The 15,895-nt window shown below is 68.1% G+C and carries 10 protein-coding genes; 1 reads left to right on the plus strand and 9 read right to left on the minus strand.

Features of this window, described 5'->3' with window-relative positions; genetic code table 11:
• Nucleotides 1-37: 37 nt before the first annotated feature.
• Entirely contained in the window at nt 38-1,870 is a 1,833-nt protein-coding gene (locus ACF1AJ_RS09035) for a phosphoenolpyruvate carboxykinase (GTP) (RefSeq protein WP_391507019.1), read from the minus strand.
• Between the two features lie 115 nt (nt 1,871-1,985).
• Here ACF1AJ_RS09035 and ACF1AJ_RS09040 point away from each other — a divergent pair, with 115 nt between their 5' ends.
• Complete coding sequence (locus ACF1AJ_RS09040) at nt 1,986-3,440, plus strand: helix-turn-helix domain-containing protein (protein ID WP_391507020.1); 1,455 nt, start codon at nt 1,986-1,988, stop codon at nt 3,438-3,440.
• A 107-nt stretch (nt 3,441-3,547) separates the two neighbouring features.
• Here the strand turns inward: ACF1AJ_RS09040 and ACF1AJ_RS09045 are convergent, their stop codons facing one another.
• From ACF1AJ_RS09045 to ACF1AJ_RS09080, 8 genes are all read right to left on the minus strand, one after another.
• Nucleotides 3,548-4,309 (minus strand): 3-hydroxyacyl-CoA dehydrogenase, encoded by a 762-nt coding sequence (locus tag ACF1AJ_RS09045; protein WP_391507021.1) that lies wholly within the window; start codon nt 4,307-4,309, stop codon nt 3,548-3,550.
• A gap of 45 nt (nt 4,310-4,354) precedes the next feature.
• Nucleotides 4,355-5,545 carry a thiolase family protein gene (locus ACF1AJ_RS09050; protein WP_391507022.1) on the minus strand — a complete coding sequence of 397 codons (1,191 nt, stop codon included), beginning with the start codon at nt 5,543-5,545 and terminating at the stop codon, nt 4,355-4,357.
• A 1-nt stretch (nt 5,546) separates the two neighbouring features.
• Nucleotides 5,547-7,010, minus strand: coding sequence for an NAD-dependent succinate-semialdehyde dehydrogenase (locus ACF1AJ_RS09055; RefSeq protein WP_391507023.1), 1,464 nt, complete (start codon nt 7,008-7,010; stop codon nt 5,547-5,549).
• The gene (locus tag ACF1AJ_RS09060; RefSeq protein WP_391507024.1) at nt 7,010-7,522 is read right to left on the minus strand and encodes an Lrp/AsnC family transcriptional regulator; all 513 of its coding nucleotides are present in this window, start codon (nt 7,520-7,522) and stop codon (nt 7,010-7,012) included. Before ACF1AJ_RS09060 ends, ACF1AJ_RS09055 begins: the two co-directional genes overlap by 1 nt.
• A 637-nt stretch (nt 7,523-8,159) precedes the next feature.
• A complete protein-coding gene (locus ACF1AJ_RS09065; protein ID WP_391507025.1) occupies nt 8,160-8,681 on the minus strand; it encodes a hypothetical protein in 522 nt (173 codons plus the stop codon).
• Between the two features lie 345 nt (nt 8,682-9,026).
• A complete protein-coding gene (locus tag ACF1AJ_RS09070; RefSeq protein WP_391507026.1) occupies nt 9,027-9,812 on the minus strand; it encodes an RHS repeat-associated core domain-containing protein in 786 nt (261 codons plus the stop codon).
• On the minus strand, nt 9,736-15,228 hold the full coding sequence (locus ACF1AJ_RS09075; RefSeq protein WP_391507027.1) for a DUF6531 domain-containing protein: 5,493 nt from the start codon (nt 15,226-15,228) through the stop codon (nt 9,736-9,738). The genes ACF1AJ_RS09070 and ACF1AJ_RS09075 overlap by 77 nt, the downstream gene beginning before the upstream one ends.
• On the minus strand, nt 15,228-15,710 hold the full coding sequence (locus ACF1AJ_RS09080) for an LPXTG cell wall anchor domain-containing protein (RefSeq protein ID WP_391507028.1): 483 nt from the start codon (nt 15,708-15,710) through the stop codon (nt 15,228-15,230). Before ACF1AJ_RS09080 ends, ACF1AJ_RS09075 begins: the two co-directional genes overlap by 1 nt.
• Between the last annotated feature and the right edge of the window lie 185 nt (nt 15,711-15,895).

Genomic DNA, 15,895 nt, shown 5'->3' on the forward strand with positions numbered 1-15,895 from the left:
GGCGAAAAACTCAGGAGCTGTTGGCTTGAGGGGGCGGTCAGGCGCGGAGGTGGTAACGGAGCGAGGCGAGCTCGGCGCGGAGGGCGGCCGGGACACGGGAGCCGAAACGGGCGAAGAACTCGTCCGTCAGGTCGCACTCGGCGAGCCAGCTCTGCGGGTCGACCTCGAAGAGGGCTTCCACATCCGTGTTCGGGAGGTCGAGTCCCTCCAGGTCCAGCTCATCCACCACCGGCAGCTGCCCGATCGGCGTCGCAACGCTTCCGGCGCTGCCCTCCACGCGCCGCGCGATCCACTCGATCACCCGGGCGTTCTCGCTGAATCCCGGCCACAGGAACCGGCCGTCGTCCCCGGTGCGGAACCAGTTCACCTGGAACACGGCCGGCGCGTGCTCGCCGAGCCGCTCTCCCATCTCCAGCCAGTGCGCCCAGTGGTCGGCCATGTTGTAGCCGCAGAACGGCAGCATCGCGAACGGGTCACGCCGCAGCTCGCCGACGGTCCCCTCGGCCGCCGCCGTGCGCTCCGACGAGATCGTGGCCCCGATGAACACGCCGTGACGCCAGTCGCGCGCCTGCGCCACGAGTGGGACGTTCGTCGCACGCCGTCCGCCGAACAGGATCGCGTCGATCGGCACCCCGTCGAAGGCATCCCAGTCGTCGGCGATGGACGGGCACTGCGCGGCGCTCACGGTGAAGCGGGAGTTCGGATGCGCGGCCGGGCGACCGCTGTCGGGCGTCCAGTCCTTCCCCTCCCAGTCGATCAGGTGGGCAGGCGGCTCGTCGGTCAGCCCCTCCCACCAGACGTCGCCGTCGTCGCGCAGTGCCACGTTGGTGAAGATCGTGTTGCCCCACAGCGTCTCGACCGCCGTGCGGTTCGTGCTCTCGCCGGTGCCGGGCGCGACGCCGAAGAAGCCCGCTTCCGGGTTGATCGCGCGCAGCCGGCCGTCCGGACCCGGACGCAGCCAGGCGATGTCGTCGCCGATCGTCTCGACCGTCCAGCCCGGGATGCTCGGCTGCAGCATCGCCAGGTTCGTCTTGCCGCACGCCGACGGGAACGCCGCAGCGAAGTGGAACACCCGCCCCTCCGGCGACGTCACCTTGATGATGAGCATGTGCTCGGCCAGCCAGCCCTCGTCCCGCGCCATCACCGACGCGATCCGCAGGGCGAAGCACTTCTTGGCGAGGATGGCGTTGCCGCCGTATCCCGAGCCGTACGACCACACCTCCCGGGTCTTCGGGAACTGGACGATGTACTTCGTCGTGTTGCACGGCCACGGCACATCGTCGCGACGGGTCCCGTCGGCATCGACGAGCGGGAAGCCGACACTGTGCACGGTCGGAACCCACGGCTGCCCCGCCGCGATCAGGTCGAGGACCGTCTCGGTCACGCGCGTCATCATCCCGAGGCTCACGGCCACGTACGCCGAGTCGGTGAGCTGGATGCCGACCTGCGAGATCGGACCGCCGACCGGTCCCATCGAGAACGGGACGACGTACATGGTCCGTCCGCGCATGCTGCCCGCGAACACGCCCCGGAGCTCGGAGCGCATCGCGTCGGGCTCCCGCCAGTTGTTGGTCGGGCCGGCGTCCGTCTCGTCCTCCGAGCAGATGAACGTGCGGTCCTCGACCCGGGCGACGTCGCCGGGGTCGGTGCGCGCGAGGAAGCTGTTCGGCCGCCATTCGGGGTTCAGCCGGATGAGCTTGCCCTCCGCTACGAGCTGCTTGGTCAGCCGGTCGGTCTCGGCGAGGGAGCCGTCGCACCAGACGACCTCGTCGGGCTGCGTGAGAGCGGCGATGTCGTCGACCCAGGCGCGCACGGCGTTCATCCCGTCGGGCGGGGCCGTGTCGGTGAGGGTCAGCTCGGCGATGCTCATGACGGAGTCCTTTTCGTCGTAAGAAGTGGAGTCATCTCCAGCATCCGCGAGGTTCCGGGGGTGGTGACCACGTTTTCCTCTGTAAGAATCACGAATCTTTCGCTATCGTGAAGCGATGAGCACTTCCGTGGACACGGGCGACATCGACGTCGCCACGCTCGGCCACCGCATCCGGCACTTCCGCACCCGGCGCGGCATGACCCTCGACGACCTGGGCGCGGCGGCCGGTGTCGCCGCAAGCCAGCTGTCACTGATCGAGAACGGCAAGCGCGAGCCCCGCATCTCGTTGCTGAGTTCGCTCGCCGCCGCGCTCGGCGTCCAGCCGGCCGACCTGCTGTCGGCCGAGCCGCCGGACGAGCGCTCCGCCCTCGAGATCGAGCTCGCCCGGGCGCAGCGCGGCCCGCTGTACGCCTCACTCGGCCTGCCGACGGTCAAGCCGACCAAGGGCACCCCGACCGAGACGCTCCGGGCCATCGTCGGCCTGCACCGCGAACTGAGCCGACGCGCGAGCGAGGCGATCGCGACACCCGAGGAGGCCCGGCGGGCGAACACCGAGTTGCGCGAGCGGATGCGCGCCCAGCACAACTACATGCCCGAGATCGAGGAGCTCGCGGAGCAGCGGGTCCGCGCGTCGGGTCATGTCCGCGGAGCCCTGACGCACCGCGAGGTCAGCGTCATGGCCGAGCAGCTGGGCTTCGAGCTCATCTACGTCAACGACCTCCCCCGGTCGGCGCGGTCGATCACGGATCTCGAGAACGGGCGGATCTACCTGCCGCCCGCGTCCATCCCCGGTGGCCACGGCCTCCGCTCGATGGCACTCCAGGCGATGGCGCACCGGCTGCTCGGGCACACCCGCCCCGCATCGTACGCGGACTTCCTCCGGCAGCGGCTGGAGATCAACTACTTCGCGGCCTGCTGCCTCATGCCCCGGGAGGCCGCCGTCGCCTTCCTGCAGCAGGCGAAGAAGGACAAAGACCTCGCCGTCGAGGACTTCCGCGACGCCTTCGGCGTCACCCACGAGGCGGCCGCGCTCCGGCTGACGAACCTGGCGACGAGCCACCTCGACATGACGATGCACTTCCTCCGCGTCGGCGACGACGGAGCGCTGTACAAGGGCTACGAGAACGACGGGCTCCCGCTGCCGACGGATGTGACCGGATCCATCGAGGGGCAGGTCGTCTGCCGGAAATGGGGTGCGCGGACGGCGTTCACCCACACCAACCGGACCACGGAGCTGTACCAGTACACCGACACCCCGGCCGGCACGTACTGGTGTGCGACGCAGACCGGGACGACCGCGGAGGGCGGCTTCTCGATCAGCATCGGCGTGCCGTTCGATGAAGCGAAGTGGTTCCGCGGCCGCGAGACGACCGTGCGCGCCGAGTCGCGCTGCCCCGACGAATCGTGCTGCAAGCGTCCGCCCGCGACGCTGTCGGGACGGTGGGCGGGCAAGGCGTGGCCGAGCGCGCGGCTGCACGCGCACATCCTGTCGCCGCTGCCGTCCGGGTCGTTCCCGGGCGTCGACGACTCGGACGTCTACGCGTTCCTGGAGGCGCACTCGGGCGCGTGACGCGCGTGCCGCCGACCCACGCCAACAGCTCCTGAGTTTTTCCGCGCGACACCCCGCCGTGGGGCCGAAAAACTCAGGAGCTGTTGGCGGGAGGTCGGGCGCTCGGACTACTTGGGCTGCATCCGGATCGCGCCGTCGAGGCGGATCGTCTCCCCGTTGAGCATCGGGTTCTCGACGATCGCGCGCACCAGCGCCGCGTACTCCGCCGGCCGGCCGAGCCGCGAGGGATGCGGCACCTGCGCGGCCAGCGAGTCCTGCGCCGCCTGCGGCAGCCCCGCCATCATGGGCGTCTCGAAGATCCCCGGCGCGATCGTCATCACGCGGATGAGGCTGCGCGCGAACTCCCGCGCCAACGGCAGCGTCATGGCCGCGACCCCGCCCTTCGACGCCGAGTACGCAGGCTGCCCGATCTGGCCGTCGAATGCGGCCACCGACGCCGTGTTGACGATCACACCGCGCTCCTCACCGACCGGCTCGGTCTGCGCGATCGCCGCCGCGGCGAGGCGCACGACGTTGAACGTGCCGATCAGGTTCACGCGGATGACGCGCTCGAAGTGCTCGAGCGGGATGAGGCCGTCGCGCCCCAGCACCTTCTCGGCGGTGGCTATACCCGCGCAGTTGACGACGACGCGCAGCGGGGCCAGACCTGATGCGGTGTCCACCGCCGCCTGCACCTGCGCCTCGTCGGTTACGTCCGCGGCGACGAACCGGGCACCGGGGCCGAGGGCGATGGCGGCCTTCTCGCCCTCCGAGCTGGGGAGGTCGAGGATGACGACACGGGCGCCCGCGTCGGTGAGAGCGCGCGCGGTGGCGTTTCCGAGTCCGCTGGCTCCGCCGGTGACGATGGCCGAGCATCCGTCGAGCAGCATGGTTCTCCTTCGTGTTGTTCCGTGGGCCGTTGCGTCGACGCGCGGTCAGCGCAACACTTCGATGAGGGTCGCGTTGGCGGTGCCGCCGCCCTCGCACATGGTCTGCAGGCCGTAGCGCCCACCGCGTGACTCGACCTCGTTGAGCAGCGTCGCCAGCAGGCGTGTTCCGGATGAGCCCAGCGCGTGCCCGAGCGCGATCGCCCCGCCGTGCGGGTTGAGCCGCGACGGGTCTGCCCCGAACTCCTCCCGCCAGAGCAGCGGGATGGGCGCGAACGCTTCGTTGACCTCGTATGCGTCTATCTCGTCCATCCGCACCCCGCTGCGGTCGAGCAGCTTGCGGGTGGCGGGAACGATGCCGGTCAGCATGAGCAGCGGGTCGCTCCCCGCGACGGCGAACGAGTGGAAACGGGCTCGCGGACGCAGACCCAGCCGCTTGGCCGCATCGGCGCTCATGATCAGGGCGGCGGAGGCGCCGTCGGTGAGGGGCGACGAGTTGCCCGCGGTGATGCGCCACTCGAGTTGCGGAAAGCGTTCCGCCAGGCGGTCGGTGCGGAACACCGGCTGCAGCTGCGCCAGCTTCTCGACGGTCGTCCCCGGACGGATGGTCTCGTCCGCGACGACGCTGCCGGAGTCGGGCGTGGGGACGCCGACAAGCTCCCCCTCGAACGCGCCGCTCGCCGCGGCCCACGCGGCGCGGCCGTGCGAGTCGGCGGCGTAGTCGTCCAGCTGCCCCCTGTTGAAGCCCCAGCGGTCGGCGATCAGTTCGGCGGCGACGCCCTGGTTGACCAGGCCGTCCGGATACCGCGTCTTCAGCAGTTCGCCGCCGAGGGATGCGCCCTGCACGTTCGACCCCATCGGCGCGCGGCTCATCGACTCGACGCCGCAGGCGATCACCACGTCGTACGCACCCGACATCACGCCCTGCGCCGCGAACGCCGCTGCCTGTTGGCTGGAGCCGCACTGCCGGTCGATCGTCACCGCGGGGACGCTCTCCGGGAACCCTGCGCTCAGCACCGCCGTGCGGGTGATGTTGCCGGCCTGCTCGCCCGACTGGGTGACGCATCCACCGATCACGTCGTCGATCACGGCCGGATCGATTCCGGTCCGTCCAACGAGTTCGAGCAGCACTCCTGCCAGGAGGTCGGCCGGATGGATGTCGGACAGCTCGCCGTCCGGCTTGCCGCGCCCGGAGGGGGTGCGGATGACGTCGACGATGACCGCTTCGGACAGCGCCATCTCAGGCTCCGAACGGGTTCGGGGTGAGCGTGTACTTCGTGTTCAGGTATTCGTGGATGCCCTCGAAGCCGCCCTCGCGTCCCAGTCCGGACTGCTTCACACCGCCGAACGGGGCCGCCGCGTTGGAGACGACGCCGACGTTGAGGCCCATCATGCCCGTCTCGAGGCGTTCGATCATCCGCTGCCCCCGCGCCAGATCCTTGGTGAAGACGTACGAGACGAGCCCATACTCGGTGTCGTTCGCGAGCCGCACCGCCTCGTCCTCGTCGGAGAAGCGGATGATCGACAGCACCGGCCCGAAGATCTCCTGGCGGAGGATCTCGCTGCCCGCGCGGACGCCGGTCACAACCGTCGGCTCGAAGAAGGTGCCCGTCCCGCCGACGCGCGAGCCGCCGGTGAGCACGGAGGCGCCGCGGCTGACCGCATCCTGGAGCAGCTCCGACGCCTTGTCGATCGCGTCCTCGTTGATGAGGGGGCCGATGGTGACGCCGTCGTCGGTTCCGCGGCCGACCTTCAGGCCGTTCACGCGCTCGGTCACGCGTCGGGCGAACTCGTCGGCGACGTCTTCGTGAACGATGAACCGGTTGGCCGCCGTGCAGGCCTCGCCGATGTTGCGGAACTTGGCCAGCATCGCGCCGTCGACCGCCTTGTCGAGGTCGGCGTCGTCGAATACGACGAACGGCGCGTTGCCGCCGAGCTCCATGGACGTACGGAGCACGTTCTCGGACGCCTGCTGCAGGAGTTTCCGGCCGACCTCCGTCGAGCCGGTGAACGACAGCTTCCGCAGCCGCGGGTCGGCGATGATCGGGGCGGAGACCTTGCCGGAGGTCGTCGTCGTGACGACGTTGAGCACGCCGCCGGGGAGCCCCGCATCCTCCAGCAGCTTAGCGAAGTAGAGGGTGGTCAACGGCGTCAGCTCCGCCGGCTTGATCACGACCGTGCAGCCCGCGGCGAGCGCCGGGGCGATCTTCCGGGTCGCCATCGCGAGGGGGAAGTTCCACGGGGTGATGAGGAAGCACGGGCCGACGGGATGCTGCGAGACGATCATGCGCCCGGTGCCCTCCGGGTTGCTCCCATAGCGGCCGGAGATGCGGACGGCCTCCTCCGAGAACCAACGGAGGAACTCGCCGCCGTAGGTGACCTCACCGCTCGCCTCCGCGAGGGGCTTGCCCATCTCGAGCGTCATCAGCAGCGCGAACTCCTCGCGCCGCTCCTGCAGCAGGTCGAAGGCGCGGCGGAGGATCTCGCCGCGCGTCCGGGCAGGCGTCGCGGCCCAGGCATCGGCTGCGGCGACGGCGGCGTCGAGCGCACGGATGCCGTCCTCCGGCGACGCGTCGGCGATGTCCATGAGCTTGTCGCCCGTCGCCGGGTCGTACACCGGGAAGGTGCCCGCGGATCCGGTGGTCCACTCCCCTCCGATGTAGAGTCCGTCCGGCACACGCTCCAGCAGAGCCTTCTCATCCATCAGCCGCGTTCCTCCTCGTTCTTCGCGTCGTTGTTGGTGTCGTCGTCGGGGGCCACCGCCGCCTGAACGAGCGGCACCGCTCGGTGGTCGATCTTGGTGGCGAGGGCGATGACCGTCGACGTCCGCATGATGCCCGGGGCGCTGACGATGCGGTCGATCACCCGCTGCAGATCGGTGTTGGAGCGGGCGACGGCGCGGATCATCAGGTCACCGGCACCCGTGATGGTGTGCACTTCGAGCACTTCGGGGATGGCCTGCAGGTGCTCGACGACGGTGACATCCCGGTCGCCCTGGGCGATCTCCGCGGTCACGAAAGCGGTCACCGGGTACCCGAGCCGGTCGGTGTCGATCGTCGGCGCGAAGTCGCGCACGACCCCGGACCGCTGGAGCCGATCCAGCCGCGCCTGCACGGTCCCCCGCGCCACCCCGAGACGCCGCGAGGCCTCGAACACGCCGAGCCGCGGCTCCTCGGTGAGCAGCGCGATCAGATCGGCGTCGAGCTTGTCGATCATGCGGCCTCCTTCGGTCCTCGCACATCGTACGACGCAGGGTACGCGCCTACGGCACGCTGACCGAAGCTCCCAGGAAGGGCAGAGCAGCCTGCGTGAAGCCGCGGGCGCTCAACGTGGTGGAGGCTGTGGTCCAAGGATCTCGGAAATAGCTGCAGCAGCCTCCTGAGCCCAGGCATACTCGGCGACGAGGAAGTGGCTCGAGGGATGGCGCACCCGGATCGGGAGTGTGACGTTGGTCCCTCGACTTCGCAGGAGAGGTACCAAGCGGTGTAAGCGCCGGGACCGGCCACACCTGCCCGGATGGACCGGAACTCGGCTGGATGGACAACCGTGAGCCCTTGGTCGCCCCGATGCCCGTGAAAGATCGACAGGCCTCCGCTCGACACAGCCACCACGAAGTGGGGGCTCACCCGAGGGCCTTCGGTCTCGCCGCGGAGCTTCGCGATCTTCCTGATCGCATGCAGTCGTGTCCACGCCCCAGACGGCATTGAACGTCTGCACCGGTCCCGCGAGGTTTCGGACATTCGACGTTCGTGCCGGCTCACCGTCGCGCCAGGGGCGCCGGGTCACCAGCGCGTGGGCGACAGCCCCCGAGAGCACGACGACGTGGACGCGGTCAAATGGAGCATTACAGGATTCATCGCTGCCCGGAAATGGCTCGCATCATCTCAGTCCCGCGGGCCGCAGCCCACTCCTTGTTCGCCGTCATCATCGAGCTGGGACGCGGACCCATCACTCGAAGTGGCAATTCGAACGTCGTGTTCGCAGCTCGAACGCCAAAGATCACGGTCGTGTAGTTGGCAAAAGCAACGGAGGTTCTTCCGATGCGAAAATCGACGAGCTCTGCAGCGCTGATGTCGACGATCTCGCGAGCTGATCGCGCTACATGCAAGCGAAGGTGGCCGGGAGAAGCCGAAACCGAATAGACCTTCCCAGTTCTGCCATATTCAACTCCGCGCGCTCGCGCTACTCGCCGCAGGGCCCGATCGGTCTCCATCCCCGCCTGAGCCGACACAACGACTGCCCCTGGGTATCGGCCGCCTATCGCCAAGCGTTGCGCGAGAATTAGCCTCTTCAAAACCAACAAATAGACGCCGAGACCAAGCCCGAGCAAGACCAAAAACGCAAACCCCGCTCCGATAATGACAGCATCGCTCATCGGGGCCTCTCGCCTTCCGTCGGAAAAGGGTCGCCGGCGCGGCGGATCGTGTGCCCGGTGCGAGCATCAATCTGAGCAAGATGACGGAATCGTCCCCCAAGGGTCGTATATCCGTAGCGAGCCTCTCTTCTGATTACCAACCCCCACATACCTGCAGCGACACCGGTGAGAAGCGCGGCGCCCAGCATGATTGGCGGACACCACAGCAATATGTCGTGAGGGGCGTGCACTACAACGGCTAACCCACCCACGATGAAGGTGCCCAGGCAAGCAAGTGCGCAAACCAAAACCACGGTTTGCAAGGCAGAAGCAGACGGTCCAGGGACGAGTGGAACATTCGAAAGACTACGGTCGTGCTTTGACATACAGGTCACCCCCACTCATGGCGAGTCCCAGAGCGTTACCCGATGCACCCAACGCATCGACTATGCCCTTGACAGCGTCCTTCACCCACCCCTTGACGGCCACCTTCGCCGCCGCGCCGATCCCGGGAATGAGCGCCAGCACGATTCCGATGATGCAACCGGACAGCTGACTTCCACCGAGTAGACATGAAATGACTGTGCTAGCCGAGGATGCGATACCCGCAACTGCGCCCAAGACTGACTGAATTGGGGATGGGATTAGGGCAGCCAATCCGGCGATGGAACCCACAATCCCCAAGATATCTGCCACCACTTCCCAGGTATGCCGATCCTGAATGTTGTTCTGCGAGTTGGGGCCTTCCGCCTTCGGCTTGTCTGCCTTCGGGTGCTCGCGTGGGGGTTGCGGTGCGACAGGTGGTTTGGAGCGGTCCACGACGTTGTCTCGTGCCTGCACCGGAGTCGCCCCACAACCCACCGGGAGGGCATCGGACTTCGGGTTGACGCGTGCGCAGAGGTTGCCGTCGACGTCACGATTGCTGGTCGGGTTGTTCCAGCCATAACCGTATCGGTGCTGCGACCGCGGCTCATCCGTGGTTCCGCGCCACGGGTCCTGGCTTGTCCAGGCGGCGGCCGACGGGTCGTAGGCGCGCGCGTAGTAGTGGTTCAGGCCCTGGGTGGGGTCCGTGGTTTCACCGGTGAAGTTCTCCGGGGCCGACCAGCCCGTCGTCTCGAACTGCTGGGCACCCCAGTCGTCGTACGACGACAACTGCGTGATCGACGCACCCGTCGCGCCGGCGACGGTGGAACCCAACCGGTCCAGCAGGTCCCAGGTCGGCTCCCCGTTCGCGGCGACATGCTCGGCCAAAGCACCCACGGCATCCCGGATCAACGTCGTCGTGCCGGCACCGGCCGTGGTCGACTGCACGGGATCCAGGCCGTCGAAGCTCGTGCGCGTGGTCGAGGTACCGTACCGGGACTCCTCCGTCGAAGCTCGTGCGCGTGGTCGAGGTACCGTACCGGGACTCCTCCGTCGCCGTGGTCCGGCGACCCAGACCGTCATACCCGTACGAAGTGGTCCGGCCCTCCCGGCTCACCTGCGTGGTCTGCCCAGCAGGGTTGTAGCCGAACCGGGTCGCGGTTCCACCCACCGACTGAGACACCCGGTTGCCGGCACGGTCGTAGGAGTAGGACGCGATCCCGGCCGCGACGCCCCGACCCCGGCCGGTCGTCTCGGATTGGGTCAGCTGGTTGGCGTCATTGAACGTCGCCCGCTGACGGAAATCGCCATCCTTCGCACCCGAGCGCGACCACCCGATGCGATTCCCGGCCGCATCGTACGCGTACGTGTTCTTCTCACCCGACGACGAGGTGGACGCGGTCAACCGGTCCAAAGCGTCATACGCATAGGTCACCGTCGACTTCTTCACCGAGGCCGGCTTCGAGGGTCTGTCAGAACCTGCCTCCGCCAACTCGTTCGGCGCCGACTGGATCGACCGCGATGCGGCGACCACGTTGCCGTTTCCGTCATAGGTGTACCCGTACGAGAGCGAGCCGCCGTCAGCCACCGGATTCGCGGGAGAAGGCACCGTCCGACCGTTCAGGTACGCGTCGGTGCTCTTACAGAGCGGGGCCGAGCTCGTCGACCGGGCGCGCGCACCCAGGTAGCCCGCGACGCCCGTGCACTTCGTTGCCGTCACGTCGCCCTTCGCGTAGGGCGCAGCTGTCGGAGTGGGCGACGGCGAGGACGTCGTCGCCGGCTGCGGTGCCGTGTGCGTGATCCCGGTCACCCGGTCGGCGGCGTCGTAGGCGTAACGGCTGGTCACGCCCGTCGAGCGAGCCTGCTCCGTCAGAAGCCCTGCCGCATCCCATCGGTAGGACAAGGAGCCCCACGGCGACGACTGCGACGTCGCGTTGCCCGCCTGGTCGTAGGTGTAGGAGAGCTTCTGTCCCGTGGGAAGCGTCACCTGAGTGGTCTGGCCCGCCTTGTCGTAGGCGGTCGACAGTCTGCCACCCTGCTGGTCCACCTGCATCGTCGTGCGCCCGTCCTCGTCATAGACGAAGCCGGTGATGCCGGCGGGGTCCTTCACGGCGATGAGGTTCTGCTCGGCGTCGTATTCGAAGGTCGCGATGACACCGGCCGCGTCCTGGCGCGTCACGCTTCCGCGACGGTCGTAGCTGTACGCCGTCGTCGCACCGGTCCCGGTGACGACCGAAGCCGTCCGGCCCCCTGCGGTGTAGGTGGTCCTGGTCGTGTTGCCGACGGCGTTGCGCTCACTCGTGACCCGTCCGGCGGCGTCCGCCGTGTACGTGGTGGCATGACCGTTCGGATCGGTGACGCGGATCAGATTGCCGTCGGGGTCATACGCATAGTTAGTTGCCACGTTCGCGGTCGGAGTGGCCTTCCCACCCTTCGAGTACGCCTCGACCACCGTGATCAGCTGGCCCGACGGGTCGTAGCTGTAGCGCGTTGTGCTGCCGTTCGGCGTCGACACCGAGGTCTGCTGGCCGGCCGCATCGTAGCCGTACGCGGTGACCGCGCCGGTCGGGTCGGTCACCGACGTCTGCCTGCCATCCGCATCGAATGCGAACTGCGTGGTGTGGCCGTTGGGATCCGTCACCGAGGTCCGTCTCCCCGCGGCGTCGTAGGCGTACGTCGTGACGTTGCCCGCAGGGTCGGTCGTCGACGCGACCTGGCCCGTCGGAGAGTAGGCGGTGCTCGTTGTCCGGCCCAGCGGGTCGGTCGTCGCGGTCAGGTTGCCGGCAGCGTCGTACGCGAAGGTCGTCGTCTCGCCCAGGGGTGACGTGGATGCGGTGACGCGACCGGCCGCGTCATATCTGAAGACTGTCGCATTGCCGTTGCGGTTCGTCACCGATATGAGGTTGCCGTCGACGTCGTACCCATAGTCCGCGTGCTTGCCCAAGCCGTCCGTGATCCGGGTGACCCTATCCATCACGTCGTACGTGTAACGGGTCCGGACCCCGTCCGGATCGATCTGCTGAACCATCCGGCCGACCGCGTCGTAGCCGTACCGTGTCGTCGCGCCGGTGGCGTCCTTCTGCTCGGTGAGGTTGCCCATGGCGTCGTACCGGTAGGTGGTCGTTGCGCCGCTCGGAGACGTGACGGACGTCACGTTCCCCACGCCGTCGTACGCCCGGGTAAAGGTCCCTCCGTTGGCATCGGTCGTCGCGGTCACCCGGTCCTGACCGTCTGTCGCGTACGTCGTGGCGGCACCGAGTGGATCCGTCTGGCTCAGCAGGGAGTCCTCGGAATCGTAGGCGTAGGCGCTCGATCCTCCGCTCGGGGTGGTCGCAGCCGTGAGATGGAAGAGCGCGTCCCACGTGAAGGTGCTCTTTCCGCCGAGTGGATCGGTCACCGCGGCGACATGGTCGTTCGGCTCGTACGCGTAGGCCGTCACTCCGCCGCCAGCGTCCGTCACCCGCGTCACCCGGTCGCCGTTATCCCACGCGTAAGCGGTCACGTGGCCGTTCGGGTCCGTCGCGGAGGTGATGCGCCCGGCGTCATCGTAGGCGTAGCGCGTGACGCCGCCCGCGGGGTCGGTGACCGTCGTGACGTTGCCCGACGCGTCATGGCCGTACGTCGTTGCGCCACCCGACGGCTGCGTGACCGACACGAGATTCCCACTCGCGTCGTACCGGTTCGTGACGGTGGTCCCATCGGGCTGATGGATCACCGTGAGGTGACCGGCCCCGTCGTATTCGTACGCCCACGCACGGGCTGCGCCCTTCACCCCGCCGGCGTCCGTCTTCGTCGCGACAAGACCTGAGGGTGTGTAGGTGTATTTGGTCACCCGGCCGTTGGGAGCCGTCTCGGTCAGGATGTTGCCGGAGCCGTCGTACGTGTACGTCGTGGTGTGCGCGTTCTCGTCCGTCGATTGCGTGACGTTGTTCTGGCTGTCGAAGCGGAACGACGCCGTCGTACCGTCCGGATGCTTCACCTTCGTCACCCGGAACGAGGCGTCGAAGTAGTAGATGCTGACACGTCCGAGGGTGTCGGTGTAAGTCGTCTGGCCCGGCGTGGAGTAGTCGAGGGTCCGGAGCTTGCCCGCCGCATCCCACTGTTTGGTGATCCTGCCGGCGGAGTCGTACTCGTTCTTCAGGTATTGCGTGCCCGTCGCATCGATCGCCGTCACCAGCTGGTGCGTGCCGTCGTAGCCGAAGCGATGCGTCCGCCCGTCCGGGAGGGTCACGGTGGTGAGGTCACCCGACGCGTCGTACGACATCGACCACCGGTCTCCGCCGGGTCGGACGAAGGCCGCCACGCGACCGACGGCATCCGATTCGACCTGGATCACCTGGCCTCCAGGGACGGTGATCGAGCTCAGCGGCGCGAACTGGTGCACCTCGGGATTCGCCGGGCCATAGCTCAGCGTGGTGATGTTCCCGCTCGCGTCCGTGTGAGAGATCAACTCGCCGATGCCCTCGATGTCGCCGGCATCGAAAACCCACGACTCGCCGGAGACATCCTTCAGCTGCAGGTGTCCCCCGGGTTGTTCGGAAAGTGTCTGATGCAACCCCGGTTCTGCGGAGTAGCCTCCGTGGCCGTCCGGCGCGAAGACGAAGCTCGCTCCGTCGCCCCGGACCACCATCACGCTGCCGTCGCTAAACCGTTGGGCTCGCGCGCTCAGACCGAACGACCATCCCGCCCCGACGCGGGAGAGCCGGCCGTCCTGCGAGTTGTAGAAGAGGGTCAGTTCGGTGGTGGATCCGCCAAGGCCGGGCAAGGAGAAGAGCTTTTCCTGCTCCACGAGGTTTCCGGTCGAGAAGGAGAACGGCTCGCCACCGTAGGTGAGGTAGTTCTGGAGTCCGAGCATCCGCCAGCGAGCGATTTCCGCTGCCGTCGGCGGTGAGGGCCAGCCGCCGGTAACCGGGTCGGTGCAGTCGAATCCCTGCGTCTCGAGCCACTTACCCAGGCCGGTGAGCACTCCGCTTGCGATGTAGGAGAAGCCGTCATCCGCCATCGCCCGGTCGAGGTTGTTGTCGAGAAACAACGCTTCGAGGTGCGTGAATGCTCCCGGTACGCCGTCGAACTCGCTGCCGGGAAAGTTCCCGTTGTTTCCCATGTTCTTCGCCGGGCGCGTCGTGTAGGTCGGCAGATTGCCGACCAGCGAGTTCGACAGAGCGTCGTCGGAAGCCCCTCCGCGCGAGTAGACCTGAGAACCGCCCAACGCAGGATCGACGCCGCCCCACGATTCGCCGTCCAGAGTGTTGAAGCCGACGCCCAATGTCGCGACCGGGTTCGACGCGCCGATCATGCCCGCTCGCGTCTCGCGGCTGATGAACGGGACGGACGGGTCCTCCCGGGTGATCACAACGGAGGCGCGGCAGTCTTGCCGCAAGAGCGCTGCGACCTGCTGGGCCAGCCGGATGTTGTATCCGAGTTCCGAGACAGGCGGAGCCGGCGTCGTCACATGACCCTCGTCGTTGTCCGGATCGAGGACGACGACCGGGCCCGGCGGTGGCACGAACTTGATGCCGATGACGACGAATTGCGAGAGATGCGTGGATTCCCCGCGCACGACGCCCTTCTTCTCGTCGTAGTACGAGGGCAGAGCCGCCCAAGGCTCGCCCGGCTTCTCGCGGGTGTAGATCTTCAAGGTCGAGGGGTCGACGCCCTGCGCCTCGATCACATCCTTGTCCGGGGCGATGGTCAAGGCGACCCCGGGGACGATGTCGGAGACGATCGGGCCCTTCTTCCCACCGCCGCGGGTGTGCACGCGCTTGGCCGGGAACGCGGTGTGGGGTTTGCCCGCCGCATCGACCGCGCTGATCTGCACGGGTTCCGACACCGGGATTCCGCCTCCAGGCTGCTCCGCCTGCGCGGACACGAGGGCGTCTCGTGCGGCCGCGCCGACGGAGATGGAGAGTTCCCCGGGCAGATCGTTGCCCGAGAACGTCGCCGAGACTCCGGCACCCTCGGCGGCGACGATCGTCCCCTTGTCCGGCCGGACGGTGCCTTCAGCCTCCGGCGCCGGGGGCTGCGTAGCGGCAGCGATACGCACCTGGGATTCGGTCGCCGCTGCGCGCACCTCGGCGAGCGTCGCGGCGGCAGTACGCCGAGCCTTCTCCCAGGGCGACGCCTCTGCGGGAGTCGCCGTACCGCTGACGGTCAGCGCGGTGATCGCCGTCGCGGCCACGAGGCCGCGCAGGATGGTTGCGCGCATCAGACGACCGCGTCCGTGCGAACGGCGGCGGCGAACAGGTGACGCTTGCGCGCCAGAACCAGCCCCGTGGTGATCAGTCCGGCGCCCAGTGCGACGATGAGCCAGATCGCGATGGTGGATCCAGTGCTTGCCAGCCCACCCCTGGGGACCACGCAGGCCGTTAGTTCGATCGCATCGGACACGCCGTCGGCGTCATAGTCCTCGTGTCCGGTTGCGCACGCGGTTGTCCCGCAGATGACGACCGAGGCCCACAAGGGGACGCCATTGCCGTTGACGTCGGCGTTGCCTGTGTAGCAGGTGGCGGACCCGCACACGATCTGGCGCGCAAAGTCCGGGATGCCGTCGCCGACAGAGTCCTTCGTGGAGGACGCGCACGTGTTCGAGTTGCACGCCACGACCTCGACCCAGTCGGGGACACCGTCTTGGTCGCGGTCCTCACGGCCGGACGCGCAGGTGGCAGAACGGCAGACGGTCCGCTCCACCGTGTCCGGGATCGTGTCCCGATCAGCGTCGCACGCGGAGACGTCAGCCGTGGCGGGACAGGGTGCTGCTGCAGATGTGGATGCCGTGGCCGCGAGCGGCGCAGCGGCTAAAGTCAGCCCAGCGCAGAGCAGCGCTGTGGCGATGAAGGAGAGAACCAGCCGGGAAGCTGCGAAGGAACTATGAG

It is taken from the genome of Leifsonia sp. NPDC014704, from assembly GCF_043083605.1.
In the GTDB taxonomy this organism is placed as follows: domain Bacteria; phylum Actinomycetota; class Actinomycetes; order Actinomycetales; family Microbacteriaceae; genus Leifsonia.

What these genes read in the sequence shown, in the direction of transcription:
- ACF1AJ_RS09035 (WP_391507019.1), bottom strand. Translation starts at nt 1,870, where the DNA reads ATGAGCATCGCCGAGCTGACCCTCACCGACACGGCCCCGCCCGACGGG.
- ACF1AJ_RS09040 (WP_391507020.1), top strand. Translation starts at nt 1,986, where the DNA reads ATGAGCACTTCCGTGGACACGGGCGACATCGACGTCGCCACGCTCGGC.
- ACF1AJ_RS09045 (WP_391507021.1), bottom strand. Translation starts at nt 4,309, where the DNA reads ATGCTGCTCGACGGATGCTCGGCCATCGTCACCGGCGGAGCCAGCGGA.
- ACF1AJ_RS09050 (WP_391507022.1), bottom strand. Translation starts at nt 5,545, where the DNA reads ATGGCGCTGTCCGAAGCGGTCATCGTCGACGTCATCCGCACCCCCTCC.
- ACF1AJ_RS09055 (WP_391507023.1), bottom strand. Translation starts at nt 7,010, where the DNA reads ATGGATGAGAAGGCTCTGCTGGAGCGTGTGCCGGACGGACTCTACATC.
- ACF1AJ_RS09060 (WP_391507024.1), bottom strand. Translation starts at nt 7,522, where the DNA reads ATGATCGACAAGCTCGACGCCGATCTGATCGCGCTGCTCACCGAGGAG.
- ACF1AJ_RS09065 (WP_391507025.1), bottom strand. Translation starts at nt 8,681, where the DNA reads ATGAGCGATGCTGTCATTATCGGAGCGGGGTTTGCGTTTTTGGTCTTG.
- ACF1AJ_RS09075 (WP_391507027.1), bottom strand. Translation starts at nt 15,228, where the DNA reads ATGCGCGCAACCATCCTGCGCGGCCTCGTGGCCGCGACGGCGATCACC.